We start from the raw sequence: 12,196 nt of genomic DNA, 5'->3' as shown, positions 1-12,196 counted from the left end.
CCCCCGCGAGGAATGCGGACCGCCCCTTCCACAAGCCGGCCCCGAGGTCTGAAGGCGCGCGCCTCGGGGCCACCGCCCTCCCCCGCCCCGGCTCGGCTTCCCGGCCTCAGGCCAGGGGCAAGAACGTGAGGAACACCCACGATGCCCCCTCAACCGCCCCAGGTGCCTATGCCTGCCACCCCAGCCCCACTACCGTGTCGCGGGCGTGACCCGCCCACCTGGCGCGGGCCACCACAGCGACGACACCCGTGGAGAACTCGATGCACATGCTCGACCACCCCGGCTGGGACACCACCGGCGCAACAGCGGCCAGGGCCATGCGCACGCCGGCCGGCAGATGGCTGCTCGCCCCGGCGGATGAACCGCGCCTGATCGACGGGTCCGGCGACGCTCCCCCCGTGGACGTCTACGACCTGGCCGCGCTCGATCAGACCACCCTGCCCCCGGGCCTGGCGGTGGCGCTCGCTGGGCTCGGGCCGGTGCGGCGGTGGCGCAACACGGACCTGTGGGACGCCCTGGCCACGGCCATCATCCGGCAGGTCATCCGCGCCGGGCAGGCCCGCACAATGCACCGGGCGTTCCGCGCCGCTGCCGGGGATCCGGCCGGGGCGACCGCGCTCATGCCGACCCCGCAGCGGGTCCTCGCCATGACCGCCGAGGAGTTCGCCGCGCTCGGGATGGCGTTCAAGCGCCGCCCCCTGCAGGCCGCCGCGACCGCCTACCTCGACCACCACACCGAGTGGGCGCAGCTGCCCGCCGACGTGCTCGTCAAGGCCGTGCAGGCGGTCCCCCGCATCGGCCCATGGACCGCAGGCGCCGCCGTCGCCGACCACACCGGGGACTTCTCCCACTACCCCTACGCCGACCTCGCCGTGCGCACCTGGGCCGCCACCGCCGACCCGCACACGACCTGGCCGGCCGACGAACCCGGCTTCGCCACCACCTGGCGAAACATCGCCGGGCCGCACCTATCCACCCTGACCGCTCTCACCCTCGCATGGGGAGACCACCATGTCCGCAACCCCCCACCTACTCCAGGGGCCCCACCCCACTGACGCCCTCGACCTGCTCCTGGTCAACGCCCCGCTTCGCGACTACGCCGCCCGGCCCCGCGTCAACGACTACACACTGCCTGTGCTCGGGATGGCCTACATCGCCACCTACGCCGCCGCCCGCGGCTACAACGTCGCCGTGCTCGACGCCGAAGCCCACGGCCTCCCGGTCGCCGACACCATCGCCCTGATCAACCAGGCCGCGCCCCGCTGGGCCGGGTTCAACCTGCTCGCCCCGACGTACGAGATCAGCGCCCGCATCGCCGCCGCCCTCCACCCGGGCATCCGCATCATGGCCGGCGGCCACCACGCGAGAGCCATGCCGGACCGCATCCTGACCGACCCCCGCATGGCCCGCCTGGACGCGCTGATCCTCGGCGAGGCCGAAACTCGCGTCGTCGAGCTCCTGGACGACCACCGCAACCGGGCCGACCTCCCCGCGGTGATGTGGCTCGACCCCGTCCTGCGCACGCCGGTTGCCGGCGGCCGGCCCGGCACGGCGCATCACCTGGCGCCCGACATCAACACGATGCCGTTCGTCGACCGCACCTACCTGGCCCAGGATCCCTACACGGCGGGGGACGGCCGGATCGAGGCGAACATGGTCGGCGCCCGCGGCTGCCCGTACGATTGCTCGTTCTGCGGCGCGGCTGTGTCGGCGAACCCCGACGTCACCATCAGGGTCAGACAGCCGGGCAACATCGTCGAGGAGATGCACCGGCTCCGCGATCAGGGCGAGGTGACCGCGTTCCGGTTCGTCGACGACCTGTTCCTCGGCGCGCGCCGGGTGATCGACCAGATGATGACCGCGTTCTCTGACGAGAAGATCGGCGAGTGGGCGGTGTGGGACGCGACCGGCCGGATCAACGTGCTGCACCGCACCTCCGACGAGACGCTCGACCTGCTGGCGGCGTGCGGGCTGCGGGAGGTCGCGCTCGGCATCGAGTCCGGGTCCGAGCGCATGCTGGCCTACGTCGACAAGCGCATCACCCCGGCCATGGTGACCAGCGTCGTCCGCCGTCTGACCCGCCGCGGCATCCGCGTCAAGGGGTACTTCATCCTCGGCTTCCCCGGTGAGAGCCGCGCCGAGATGCAGGCCACCGTGGACCTGATCCACCGCCTGTGGGACCTCACCGATCACGAGGTTGGAACGTTCCGGGCGTCCGTTTTCCAGTTCCGGCCCTACCCCGGCACTCCCGAGTGGGGCCGGCTCATGGCGACCGGCCGCTACACCCCCGAGCAGCTCCTCAACTACACGCCGGTCAACCTTGGCGCGGACGACGAGGCGCTCCGCGGCCGGGATGAGTTCAACTTCTCCTCCGGCCTGCAGTTCGGCGAGGCCACCGAAGCGGAGATCCACACTCACCTCGTCGAGCTCGCCCGCGCGCAGCACGCCCGCATCCCGGAAGGCTGCTGATGCCCGGCCTGTTCGTCACCCTCGACGGCCCCGGCGGCGCCGGGAAGTCCACCCTCGTCCGGCTGCTCGCCGACCATCTCACCGAGGCCGGGTACCCCGTCGTGTCCACCAGGGAGCCCACCGACGGCCAGCTCGGGCAGATCGCCCGGCACCTCACCGGCACCTACTCGGGCCCGGCGCTGGCCTGCCTCGTCGCGGCCGACCGCTACCACCACGTGGCCACCGAGATCCGGCCCGCCCTCGACGACGGCCGGCTCGTGCTGTGCGACCGGTACGTGCCGTCGTCGTACGTGCTGCAGTCCCGCGACGGCGTGCCCCTCGAGTACGTGCGCCAGCTCAACGCGCTCGCGCTCCGGCCGGACCTGGCCGTGCTCGTCACCGCCTACCCCGGCATCCTGGAGGACCGGCTCCGCCGTCGCGGCTCGCACTCCCGGTTCGAGCACGACGGATCCTCCCGCGTCGAGGCCGACCTGTACGACGACCTCGCCGCTGTCCTCGCCGAGGACGGGTTCCTCATGTGGCGGGTGGACACCGGTGACGATGCACCGCAACTCGCCGTTCAGCTCATTGCCCGCCGGATCGCTGAGCTATGGTCACGCCAGCCACAGAAGTAACCAGGGGAGCGGCCATGCGGTATCAGGTCACCGTCGACGTCCACGTCATCCTGGAACGCCACGGCCGGATCCTGCTGTGCCTGCGCCAGGGCACCGGGTACGCCGACGGCCTGTACTGCCTGCCGTCCGGGCACCTGGAGCTGGGCGAGACCGTCGTCGACTGCGCGGTCCGCGAGGCCCGGGAGGAGGTCGGCGTGGCGATCGAGCCGACCGATCTCCGCCCGGCCACCGTCGTCCACCACCTGTCGCCCGAGGGCCGCCCGCGCCTGGGCGTGTTCTTCGCGACCGACCGCTGGCACGGGGAGCCGTACAACGCCGAGCCCAGCAAGTGCGGCGGCCTGGCCTGGCCCCGGGCCGACGAGCTGCCGGACAACACCGTGCCGTACACCGCGGCCGGGGTGCAGCTGTACCGGTCCGGCGTGGGCATCGGGCTGCACGGCTGGCCCGAGCTCGCTGGCGCCAGATAAGCGCTGCAGCCCGGAGTGGCCCCGTCCTCCTTGTGAGGATGGGGCCCTCTTTGTGACAGGGACGAGTATCGGGCTTTTTGATCCGTCCGTATATCCAATTACGGGCCCGAGTTTTCAGCATTCGGCTGAGCAAGGATGCCGCGGGATGGCCCGAAACGGGGCGATCTCACGCCTCTCGCCCCGAAGCCTCCCGACATCCGCAGCACGATCCCCTACCGACTTGCGGCCTTTCAGAGGGTACGACTTGATATGTTCTTTCCGTCATCACCGACGCACATCCACCTCGTCGAGTCCGGCAGGGTTCAGGGCTCACTCACCGGTGGCGGGTCACCCCGGCCCGGACACGAAGGAACGAGGAATGGAGAACGCGAAGGTGAATGACCGCCGAGACCGCAGCAGCGGAGAGGGACGCCTTGAGAGGTGGATCCGGATCGGGCTGGCCGTAGCCAAGTTCCTGATCTGGTTGGCTTTCCTGGTCTTCTTCAACGTCGAGCGGCGGTAGAGCGGAAGGGCTTCCTGTCAGAGGCTGCTCAACCTTGTATGGACAGGAAGCCCTTTCGCGTGCCCGGCCACCTTAAGGATGGGCAGCAGGGGGCGGGCGGTACGTCCCGCCAATACATGGAAACGTACACCAGATTTACCGCAATTTGCCACAGATCCCCCGGTCGGGCGCCACGATCGGGTCCCATACCTTCCTGGGGTCACAGGGTCAGCCCGTGGTGAACCTCGGCGGCAATGAGGCCGTCTCCTATGGGCCAACGTCCTCCAGCCTCCGAGGGAGAGCACGTGCTCCGTCGTCTCCTCGCTGCGGGCGCGCTCGTCGCGTCCGCTCTCGTCGCCCCCGCCGCGCTGACCGTGCCGGCCCACGCCTCCGCCACCACGGCGGCGGCCAGCTGCTACCAGCGCGTCGGCAACCACTGGAACTGCATCACCCCGGGCGCCTACTGCCCGGCCGCAGCGCACGGGAAGTACGGCTACGCCAAGGTCACGAAGAAGCGGTACAAGTGCAGCTACTACAGCAGCGACAGCCGCTGGCACTGGAAGCGCGCCTACTGACCCCGGAACGCCGAGAACGGCCCCGCTCCCAAGGGAGCGGGGCCGTCGCGCTGCCTGTGGCAAGGCGCAGCCGAGTCAGGTTGCTGCAGCAGCCTTGCGCAGTTCCATCCGCGCCTTCAGCGCGTTGTCCACCGTCGCGAAGTACCGGTCGTTCTGCAGGGCCACGGCCAGGCGCTGCTCCTCCGCGCGGGCCTCTTGGAGGGCCTGCCGTAGTTCCTCGGGGACGTCCGCCTCGCCGACGGCGATGGCAGTCAATCGTGGGAAGCTGTCGCCGATCTCTTTCACGCGGGCACTCGCCTGTAGGAACGCGCGCTGAGTGGCGAGCAGTTCGGGCGCGAAAGTGTAGTCAGCCATCTGTCGGTCCCCCGAGATTGTGCGTCGTTCGGGGCGATCCTACGGATGGCCGGCGGCGGCGAGCACGGGAGGGGACCGGCGGGGTTCGGCTCGCGCCGGTGAGAGTCCGCCGGTCCCTGTCGGCCGATCAAGCCGAGGCCTTCAGCGTAGTTCCCGCGTCACCCCTCTTACATTCGGGGCAGAACTGTTGTATATTTAGGGGTGTCGGGAGGGGGGTGAGAGCCCCGAACGACAGGCCGATCAACTTCCGAGAGGAGCCGGGAATGCAGACCCGCCACCACCTCCCCGTCGTGACGATCCGTCTCATGGGCGCGCACGACACCCGCGTCCTGACCGAGGCGGACGCCATCCACGTTCTGATCCCCGGCCTCCTGGTCGTCCTGCGCGACCGGATCGCTGCCTGGCAGATGCTCCGCGTCTGGCGGCGCGCCACCGCGCAGGCGGACGCCGTGTTCAACGGCGAGACCGCCGCCCCCTACGAGGTCCCCGGCTGGAAGAACGGCACCATGCTGGTCCACAGCGCGGTGTCCCTGACCGGGATGCTCAGCGGAGTCCAGATCTACGGCCGCACCCCCAAGCACTCCCCCAGCGGCTGCGGCGAGCTGAAAGTCCAGGTGGGCGCGCTCCGCATCATCTGTGACGACCGGGCGGCGTTCGACCGGCAGGCCGACACCTGGGCGCATGCCGCCTCCCTGGTCCCCCAGGTCTGGCCGGACACGCTGTGACCGGGCGGGCCTCGGCCCGCCCCTCGTCCACAGAATCCGGCTCGGCCGCACCGGCCGGGCCGCCTTCCGCGCAGTCTTTCCTAGACCGAACACCCGCTGAGGGGACCAGACCCATGTACGAGATCAGAGACGACCGCCACAACGTCATCGACAGCCGGCCAACCTTCCGAGAGGCGGAGCTCCGCCTGGACGAGATCGCCCGAGAGGCCACCGAACAGGCCGCGGCCAACGCCGAGGGCACCGTCGGCATGACCCTGTCGTGGACCATCGTGGACACCAGCACCGACGAGGTCGCCGCGACGTTCAGCATGACCCCGGACCCGGCCATGCCGTACCGCTCCGTCATCCTCGAGGAAGGAGACGAGGCGTGATCCCCCACAACCGGGAAGCCGTCGACGGCCAGGCCGCCGCACAGCTGCTCGGCATCAGCTACAAGACGTGGCGCAACACCGGCGGCGCCGAGCGGTTCGGGCTGCGCCCGTTCAACCCCGGCCGGCGCAAACTCCTGTACGACCGCGCGCAGGTCGAGGCGGCCCGGGCCGGCCGCGATCTGCCGACGTGGCCGGTCGGCACCCGCTCGCATCCGGACGACCTGCTCGACGGGCCGGAGGCTGCTGAGTACCTCGGAATCGACTACGGCACGCTGCGCCGCTACCAGCACGAGGAACGCCTGATCACGGTCGAGATGTGCGGGGTGCCGCACTTCCGCCGCGGCGATCTCGACGCCCGCCGCGACAACCCGGGAAAGCCAGGCCGCCCCATCATTGCCAAGACATAGCCGTGGACTGAGGTCGCGCCGCTGCCTTGGCCCCCACGCACGTCTACGTGCCGGGCATACAAAGTGACACGGGAAACTATAAAGGTGTCAAAGATGACCCCCCGCTCGGATCGGGACAAGGCCCTGATCGAGCAGATCGAACGCGAGGTGCACGACCCGAACGTGCCGATCGCGAACGTATTGCGGCTCTGTGTGACCCTAGGCGGTCGCACCGGATCTACAGCCCTCCGAGACTGGGCGACCCGCGAGTTGCAAGGTTACCCCTCGGAAGACGACGTTCCCTCGTACCGCGTGATCGGCGCGTCTCTATACATCGATAACGCCAACCGGTACGGAGTCAACCGGATCCCGCAGAGGATCAGCCCTCAGACCCTCCCCAAAGAGATCCGCGAAAGCATCCGTGAGGAGGTTCGCTTCACCGAGCCCATCGCCGTACTGGAAAAGCGAGCTGGCGAGACGGAGGAACTGCGCCTGACGTTCGGCAATTCCGAGCAGGTGGCGCAGTTCATGACTCAGGAGGGGTGGAAAAGCGGTCAGATTCCACAGCGGCAGGTGGTCGCTGGGGTCTACTGGCTGGTCAACCCGGTTGAGATCGCGGGCGTCGTGGACCAGGTCCGTACGGCGCTTACCGTGCTGGTCGCTGAGCTGACGACCATCGCGGATAGCGACGATGCCCTCACCGCCGCCGATGCCGACGGCGCGCTGAGCCGCGCCGTGCCCGGTATTGAGATCAGCGGCGACAACAACACCGTAGTGGTGAATCACGGTGCGAACGCCCAGAACACCACGAAGGTGAAGAGCGCGGTCAGCAAAGGTGAGAGTGAGCCGGACAACCGGACGTGGAAAGTGATCGGTTGGGTGGTGGCGTTCATCGTGGCGCTCATCGGAACGATCGCGGGGTTGGGCCAGTGGCTGGACTGGGATTGGTTCAAGTGATGCCGGACAGCTCTGGCTGACGCTGTCCACAACAAGAACGGCCCCGCCCTCCCGAAGGAGAGCGGGGCCTCGCGTTCCTCAAGGCCGAAGCCCGGCGCCGTACGGCGCGTCGATCGGGGTGATCGAATCCTGTGATCAGTCGAGCACGAGCCGGACCGCCTGGTCGCCGGACCGCAGCTCGACAGCGTTCGGTGGCAGATCGGGGTCGGTCTCCATGAAGAGCACCCACTCGCCGATCGCGATCACACCTTCAGGGGTGGCGGCGATGCGGCCATCGTAGTGTCAGGCCGCGAGCTCGTAGTCGGGCTGCTTACAGGTGAGCCCGGCCGCGAGCAACCACCGGCCGGCCGCGGGCCAGCGCTGCTCCAGCCACCGGCCGACCGCGTAGTACACGCCCGTGATGGCCACGGTGACCAGCTCGGTGACCGGACCCTCGGGCAGGTCCAGGCCCACCTTGGCGGCCCAGCCGAGCAGCACGCCGACGATGACCGGCACGACCGTCCGGATGATGGATGCGAGCATGTGCAACCTCCGTTGGAGGGCGGGGCCGTACTTCCAACTGACGGCCGAGTCTGTGGGATGCCGCTTCTCAGTGGCAGATCAGTGACCGCCCCTCCGAGCGGGGCGGAAACTATAAGACCCACGGGAATCCGCAGGTCACAGGTGGGCTGGTATATGAGCCGGTATGAATTCGGGCCGTTCGTCAGGTGACCGGGGCCTCGAATGCGGCCCGCCAGGTGTCCCGTCCGACGATGCCGTCGACGTTCAGGCCCTTCTCCGCCTGGAACCGGCGGCACACGTCGCGCGAGTCCGTGCCGTACATCCGGTCGACCTCGATGTCCCAGCCGCGGCGCTTCATCTGGGCCTGCCAGGTCTCGACGTCGTCTCCGACCGTGAGCGGCGGGTACGCCAGGAGCCGCCCGGGCCACGCCGGTGCGCGGTCGGTGACCGGCTTCGCGTCCACGTCCGCCGGCCTGGCCCCGCCGGGGCGTGGAGCGCCCTTGGCGACCCAGGCGGACAGCGGGCCGCCGGGGCAGTCCGTGGCGTAGCCGTCTCGGTGGCGCTTGATCTCGTGCCCGGCGCCGCCCTTCGCGCGGAGCCAGTCGATCGCGTCGAGGATCCCCAGGAGCAGCTCGTCGGTCGGCTCGACCAGCCCGGAGTTACCGACCAGGGCGACCACCGCGTAGTGGCCGGAGTTCAGGCCCGGCCCGTTCGCGGCGGGGAGGTGCCCCGGGCCACGGCCGACAAACACGCGCCGGTGCCAGCACGCCGCCGCGCTGTAGCCGATATCCAGCCACCCGTTGCCGTCCATGTGCTGCCGTTGGATGGAGCGGACGCGGGCGACGCACAGGTCGTGGTCGTTCAGCATCGCCGGGTTCTCGAAGCTGCCGGTGTAGTGAACCTTCACACCTCGGGTGCTGTGGATCGTGTCGTAGCTGCCTCTCGGTGCGCGGGCGTCCCACTCCGCTCGCGTGACGAGGTCGATGGCCACCGTTGGCCTCCCTAGAGAAATGGTGCTGACCGAAAACAGGCGGATGTGGCGCTATGGGTCAACCCGGTGGATGCTTGGTGCGTCTCACAGCGTTGCCGCGTTTGTCTCTGGAGTCGTCACATGGGTTATCCGCAGCAGCCGTACGGCCCGCCCCACGCGCAACCCGCCCCGTACGGGCAGCCGCAACCGCTGCCGGAGCAGGTCATCTGGGAAGGCGCCTCCCAATCGCTCACCGCCGCGGCGACGGGCGGCAGGATGGCGCCGCGCTACCGGCTCACAACCGTCTACCTGTACTTCGAGCGCGGCATGCTGTCGACGGACTCCCAGCAGGTTCCGGTCCACATGATCGCCGACATTGACTTCCGGCAATCGCTCACGCAGAAGGCCAGGAGCGTCGGCGACGTGATCGTGCACGTACACCGGCCGAACGGGTACGAGCGGGTCGTCCTGGAGTCGGTTTCCGACCCCCGCGGTGTCACTCAGGCGATCAACCACGCCGCGCATCAGGCACGGCTCCGCGAGCAGCAGGCCGCTCACGCCATGAGATTTGCGATGGTCGCGCCGGTGATGCCGGTCCCCCATCCGATGCCGCCGGCAGCCCCTCAGCCGATGCCTCCGGTGCCGCCTGCAGCGCCCGCCGCCGAGGATCCCGTGGCTCAGCTGGAACGCCTGGGTCGGCTCGTCGAGACCGGGGTGCTGACGCGCGAGGAGTTCGAGGCGAAGAAGGCGGAGATCCTCCGCAGGTTGTAGGTCAGCCCTTCGGATGGTTGGCCAGGTGGTCTTCGAAACGCTGGGTGAGGGCGTCGAGCTTGGTCTCGGTGCGGATGACGTGGTCTTTCAGCGAGTGGCCGTGGTTGGGGCTGACCTCGGCGTGGACCTTGTCGGCGGTCGCCTGGACGGCTTGCGCGGTTTCCTGCACCGCCGCGGTGCCCTGCTTCACCTGGCCGATCTGCTCGGCGATCCACTTCTTCAGCGGCCGGAGTACGGCCCAGCGCGCAACGACGCCTATCGCCGCGAGCGCCGCAGCGAGCGCGCCCGCGTAGAGGATGGCGTCGCCGAGGTCGCGGATCGTCACGAGCCGGCCGCCATGTGTGCGTCGAGTTCGGCGAGGCGGGCGAGCAGCTGCTGCCGCTCGGCGGCGAGCTGGGTGACGGCCGGGCCGTCCGGTTCCGGCTCCGCCGGCGTCTCGGGCTCCGGTTGGCCGGTGACGATACGGACGAGGTACTCGCCGGCGGCCTGGTGCTCGTCGGTCTGGACGATGCCGATTTCCAGTACGTCGTCTTGGTCGAGCTGGCGGACCTGCTCGCGGGCAGCCGCTTCGGCTTCGTCGCGGGGCGTGTCGGCGGGGAAGCCGATCTTGTATATGCCTGCCACTGTTTCCCTTTCAGGCGACGGCGTTCACGAAAAGATGCGAACCGGCTTTGACAGTGACTGCGCTGGCGTTTGAGCTGGACTGGGCCCACCTCAGGCCGAAGGTGCCCCCGCTGCCAGCCGTTTGCAGCAGGCCCTGCAGGACTGCCGCGCTGTCCGTCACGCTGGGAATGCGTATGTCGCCGGCATCGCCGATGGCGATGAAAGCGTTGACGCTGATCGGGTTCGAGACGTTGTCGGGCGCGCTGGTATGTGGCACCTGGGTCGTCCAGGTCATAGTGGCCCCTGACGGGCCGTACCAGCTCGCTTTCATACCGGCGTTGGCTCCGCTGTTCGAGACCCAGACGAAGCATTGGACAAGGTAGACGGCGCCGGGAGCGACGTTCACCAGCAGGTGGTCATCGTTCTGCAACGTCGTGGAACTCGCCACCGACTCGTTCACGGTCTTGACCGCGACGAGGGGCACAGCGCGGATCAGCCGCCACGCCGACGACTCGTAGACGAAACCGGTCAGCGTGTCGGTCTGCCAGATCCGCATCCCGTTGACCGGCGAAGGCCGGGTGCCCGACGTGCAAGTGATGACCATCTGGTTCATCAGGTACGTGTTGATGTCGGAGCTACGCGCCTCTTCGATCGTGAAGTCCTTGAACGGCATCAGGCCACCCGCCGCGCATGAAGATAGGAACCGGCTCGGACTGTGGTGGCACCTGGGTCGCTGATGACCTGCGCCCAGCGGATGCCGAACGTGCCGGCCGTGCCCCCCGTTCTGACACACAGCCCCTTAATGGCCCATATTGTTTCCGCGCTAGTGCCGAACCCCGCTGCGCCGATCGTCGCGGACTGATCCGGTGCCGCGACTCTCACCGAGGCGCTGTCCCTGTTCGTGCTGCCGAATTCGGCGCCGAACGACGCCCACGGGAATGTCGTCCCGGCGGGAACGGTGAAGCCCAACTGGAGCGCGCCGTTGGTCGTACCGACGTAGCGGAGCAGCGCCTCGGCGATGTACGTAGCATTCGCCTCCACAGCGACGAAAAGGTGGTCGTCGGTCTGCTGGGTCGTGGAATTCGTGACCGACTCGTCTGCCACCTTCAACGCGAACAGGTCGGCAGCTCTGGTGAATCTCCATGCGGACCCGTCCCAGACATGCTCGGTCAGCGTGTCGGTCTGCCAGATGTGCATTCCGGGGACGGGCGACGGCCGGGTACCGGACGTGCAGACGATCAACGCCTGCCTCATGAGATAGGTGTTCATGTCGCTGGAGGTGAACACCTCTGTGCCGAACGTCCTGTACGGCATCAGGCGATCCTCTTCGCGTACAGGTAGGAGTTCGTCTTCACCTTCGCCGCCGTGGCGTTCGCCGTGGACTGCGCCCACCGGAACTGCAGCGTCCCCGAGGACACGGTCGTGAGCCGCCCCCGAGGCATGAAGATCACGTCGATGTTGTCGCCATAACCAGCCGCATCGGCCTGACCACCGGCACCCAGCTGCGCGACGCTGATCGTCGACTGATCCCGGTTCGTCTGAGCCGTGTGCGGGGACAGCGACGACCAGTCCATCGTGGAGCCGGCCGGGGCGGCCCAGTTGAGTTTCATGTCGGCGGTGGTCGGTGACGAGCAGATGATGAATGCCTCGACCGCGTACACGGCGTTAGCCGCGACCGACACGAACAGATGGTCGTCGGCCTGCACTGCAGTGGAGTTGGCCACCGACTCGTCGGCGGTCTTGCGGACGAACCTGTTCAGGCCGCTCAGGAACTGCCACGTCGTCCCGTCCCAGAAGTGCTCGGTCAGCGTGTCGGTCTGCCAGATCCGCATTCCCGCCGGCGGCAGGGGAGGCCTGGTAGTGGAGGTGCACACGATGACGGCCTGCTGCGCGAGGTAGACGTCGATTTCGCTGGCTGTGACGAACGCTCCGGTGAACGTCTTGTATGCCAC

The 12,196-nt window shown here is 68.7% G+C and carries 19 protein-coding genes; 11 read left to right on the top strand and 8 right to left on the bottom strand.

All coding sequences use genetic code 11. From position 1 onward, the window contains the following. The first annotated feature begins 260 nt into the window (after positions 1-260). The 6 genes from ACWEQG_RS02005 (at position 261) to ACWEQG_RS01980 (ending at position 4,606) form a co-directional block, all read left to right on the top strand. Positions 261-1,055, top strand: coding sequence for a hypothetical protein (locus tag ACWEQG_RS02005; RefSeq protein WP_452280913.1), 795 nt, complete (start codon positions 261-263; stop codon positions 1,053-1,055). After that, a complete protein-coding gene (locus tag ACWEQG_RS02000) occupies positions 1,012-2,469 on the top strand; it encodes a B12-binding domain-containing radical SAM protein (RefSeq protein WP_452280911.1) in 1,458 nt (485 codons plus the stop codon). Before ACWEQG_RS02005 ends, ACWEQG_RS02000 begins: the two co-directional genes overlap by 44 nt. Beyond that, the gene (gene tmk, locus ACWEQG_RS01995) at positions 2,469-3,083 is read left to right on the top strand and encodes a dTMP kinase (protein WP_452280909.1); all 615 of its coding nucleotides are present in this window, start codon (positions 2,469-2,471) and stop codon (positions 3,081-3,083) included. The genes ACWEQG_RS02000 and tmk overlap by 1 nt, the downstream gene beginning before the upstream one ends. A gap of 14 nt (positions 3,084-3,097) precedes the next feature. Continuing rightward, on the top strand, positions 3,098-3,550 hold the full coding sequence (locus ACWEQG_RS01990) for an NUDIX hydrolase (protein WP_452280907.1): 453 nt from the start codon (positions 3,098-3,100) through the stop codon (positions 3,548-3,550). A gap of 358 nt (positions 3,551-3,908) precedes the next feature. Next, entirely contained in the window at positions 3,909-4,052 is a 144-nt protein-coding gene (locus tag ACWEQG_RS01985; protein WP_452280905.1) for a hypothetical protein, read from the top strand. Between the two features lie 284 nt (positions 4,053-4,336). Continuing rightward, positions 4,337-4,606: a hypothetical protein gene (locus tag ACWEQG_RS01980; RefSeq protein ID WP_452280903.1), complete on the top strand. Its 270-nt coding sequence runs from the start codon at positions 4,337-4,339 to the stop codon at positions 4,604-4,606. A 75-nt stretch (positions 4,607-4,681) separates the two neighbouring features. On the opposite strand, the gene ACWEQG_RS01975 is transcribed toward ACWEQG_RS01980, so the two are convergent. Next, positions 4,682-4,960 (bottom strand): hypothetical protein, encoded by a 279-nt coding sequence (locus ACWEQG_RS01975; RefSeq protein WP_452280901.1) that lies wholly within the window; start codon positions 4,958-4,960, stop codon positions 4,682-4,684. Between the two features lie 263 nt (positions 4,961-5,223). Between ACWEQG_RS01975 and ACWEQG_RS01970 the strand changes: the two genes are divergently transcribed. The 4 genes from ACWEQG_RS01970 to ACWEQG_RS01955 all read left to right on the top strand — a co-directional run bounded on the left by ACWEQG_RS01970 (position 5,224) and on the right by ACWEQG_RS01955 (position 7,399). Beyond that, the gene (locus ACWEQG_RS01970; protein ID WP_452280899.1) at positions 5,224-5,685 is read left to right on the top strand and encodes a hypothetical protein; all 462 of its coding nucleotides are present in this window, start codon (positions 5,224-5,226) and stop codon (positions 5,683-5,685) included. Between the two features lie 113 nt (positions 5,686-5,798). Next, complete coding sequence (locus ACWEQG_RS01965) at positions 5,799-6,056, top strand: hypothetical protein (RefSeq protein ID WP_452280897.1); 258 nt, start codon at positions 5,799-5,801, stop codon at positions 6,054-6,056. Then, a complete protein-coding gene (locus ACWEQG_RS01960) occupies positions 6,053-6,463 on the top strand; it encodes a hypothetical protein (RefSeq protein WP_452280895.1) in 411 nt (136 codons plus the stop codon). The genes ACWEQG_RS01965 and ACWEQG_RS01960 overlap by 4 nt, the downstream gene beginning before the upstream one ends. A 93-nt stretch (positions 6,464-6,556) precedes the next feature. Further along, positions 6,557-7,399 (top strand): AbiTii domain-containing protein, encoded by an 843-nt coding sequence (locus tag ACWEQG_RS01955; RefSeq protein WP_452280893.1) that lies wholly within the window; start codon positions 6,557-6,559, stop codon positions 7,397-7,399. Between the two features lie 282 nt (positions 7,400-7,681). Here ACWEQG_RS01955 and ACWEQG_RS01950 read toward each other — a convergent pair whose 3' ends face one another. After that, positions 7,682-7,921, bottom strand: coding sequence for a hypothetical protein (locus ACWEQG_RS01950; protein ID WP_452280891.1), 240 nt, complete (start codon positions 7,919-7,921; stop codon positions 7,682-7,684). A gap of 181 nt (positions 7,922-8,102) precedes the next feature. Then, complete coding sequence (locus ACWEQG_RS01945; RefSeq protein ID WP_452280889.1) at positions 8,103-8,891, bottom strand: peptidoglycan recognition protein family protein; 789 nt, start codon at positions 8,889-8,891, stop codon at positions 8,103-8,105. 120 nt (positions 8,892-9,011) lie between these two features. Here ACWEQG_RS01945 and ACWEQG_RS01940 point away from each other — a divergent pair, with 120 nt between their 5' ends. Next, entirely contained in the window at positions 9,012-9,641 is a 630-nt protein-coding gene (locus tag ACWEQG_RS01940) for an SHOCT domain-containing protein (protein ID WP_452280887.1), read from the top strand. A 1-nt stretch (position 9,642) separates the two neighbouring features. Here ACWEQG_RS01940 and ACWEQG_RS01935 read toward each other — a convergent pair whose 3' ends face one another. The 5 genes from ACWEQG_RS01935 to ACWEQG_RS01915 are packed head-to-tail and all read right to left on the bottom strand — an operon-like array spanning position 9,643 to position 12,196. Beyond that, a complete protein-coding gene (locus tag ACWEQG_RS01935) occupies positions 9,643-9,966 on the bottom strand; it encodes a hypothetical protein (protein ID WP_452280885.1) in 324 nt (107 codons plus the stop codon). After that, the gene (locus ACWEQG_RS01930) at positions 9,963-10,265 is read right to left on the bottom strand and encodes a hypothetical protein (protein WP_452280883.1); all 303 of its coding nucleotides are present in this window, start codon (positions 10,263-10,265) and stop codon (positions 9,963-9,965) included. The genes ACWEQG_RS01935 and ACWEQG_RS01930 overlap by 4 nt, the downstream gene beginning before the upstream one ends. A gap of 10 nt (positions 10,266-10,275) precedes the next feature. Further along, positions 10,276-10,917: a hypothetical protein gene (locus ACWEQG_RS01925; protein WP_452280882.1), complete on the bottom strand. Its 642-nt coding sequence runs from the start codon at positions 10,915-10,917 to the stop codon at positions 10,276-10,278. After that, positions 10,917-11,558, bottom strand: a complete 642-nt coding sequence (locus tag ACWEQG_RS01920; protein WP_452280880.1) for a hypothetical protein — start codon at positions 11,556-11,558, stop codon at positions 10,917-10,919. Before ACWEQG_RS01920 ends, ACWEQG_RS01925 begins: the two co-directional genes overlap by 1 nt. Next, the gene (locus ACWEQG_RS01915) at positions 11,558-12,196 is read right to left on the bottom strand and encodes a hypothetical protein (protein ID WP_452280879.1); all 639 of its coding nucleotides are present in this window, start codon (positions 12,194-12,196) and stop codon (positions 11,558-11,560) included. The genes ACWEQG_RS01920 and ACWEQG_RS01915 overlap by 1 nt, the downstream gene beginning before the upstream one ends.

Source organism: Microbispora sp. NPDC004025, assembly GCF_053604425.1.
Note: the sequence above shows the minus strand (reverse complement) of the source record. Positions and strands in the feature narration are given on the sequence as shown.

Coding starts and splice junctions, on each gene's coding strand:
- ACWEQG_RS02005 (WP_452280913.1), top strand. CDS start 261: ATGCACATGCTCGACCACCCCGGCTGGGACACCACCGGCGCAACAGCG.
- ACWEQG_RS02000 (WP_452280911.1), top strand. CDS start 1,012: ATGTCCGCAACCCCCCACCTACTCCAGGGGCCCCACCCCACTGACGCC.
- tmk (WP_452280909.1), top strand. CDS start 2,469: ATGCCCGGCCTGTTCGTCACCCTCGACGGCCCCGGCGGCGCCGGGAAG.
- ACWEQG_RS01990 (WP_452280907.1), top strand. CDS start 3,098: ATGCGGTATCAGGTCACCGTCGACGTCCACGTCATCCTGGAACGCCAC.
- ACWEQG_RS01985 (WP_452280905.1), top strand. CDS start 3,909: ATGGAGAACGCGAAGGTGAATGACCGCCGAGACCGCAGCAGCGGAGAG.
- ACWEQG_RS01975 (WP_452280901.1), bottom strand. CDS start 4,960: ATGGCTGACTACACTTTCGCGCCCGAACTGCTCGCCACTCAGCGCGCG.
- ACWEQG_RS01970 (WP_452280899.1), top strand. CDS start 5,224: ATGCAGACCCGCCACCACCTCCCCGTCGTGACGATCCGTCTCATGGGC.
- ACWEQG_RS01965 (WP_452280897.1), top strand. CDS start 5,799: ATGTACGAGATCAGAGACGACCGCCACAACGTCATCGACAGCCGGCCA.
- ACWEQG_RS01955 (WP_452280893.1), top strand. CDS start 6,557: ATGACCCCCCGCTCGGATCGGGACAAGGCCCTGATCGAGCAGATCGAA.
- ACWEQG_RS01950 (WP_452280891.1), bottom strand. CDS start 7,921: ATGCTCGCATCCATCATCCGGACGGTCGTGCCGGTCATCGTCGGCGTG.
- ACWEQG_RS01940 (WP_452280887.1), top strand. CDS start 9,012: ATGGGTTATCCGCAGCAGCCGTACGGCCCGCCCCACGCGCAACCCGCC.
- ACWEQG_RS01925 (WP_452280882.1), bottom strand. CDS start 10,917: ATGCCGTTCAAGGACTTCACGATCGAAGAGGCGCGTAGCTCCGACATC.
- ACWEQG_RS01920 (WP_452280880.1), bottom strand. CDS start 11,558: ATGCCGTACAGGACGTTCGGCACAGAGGTGTTCACCTCCAGCGACATG.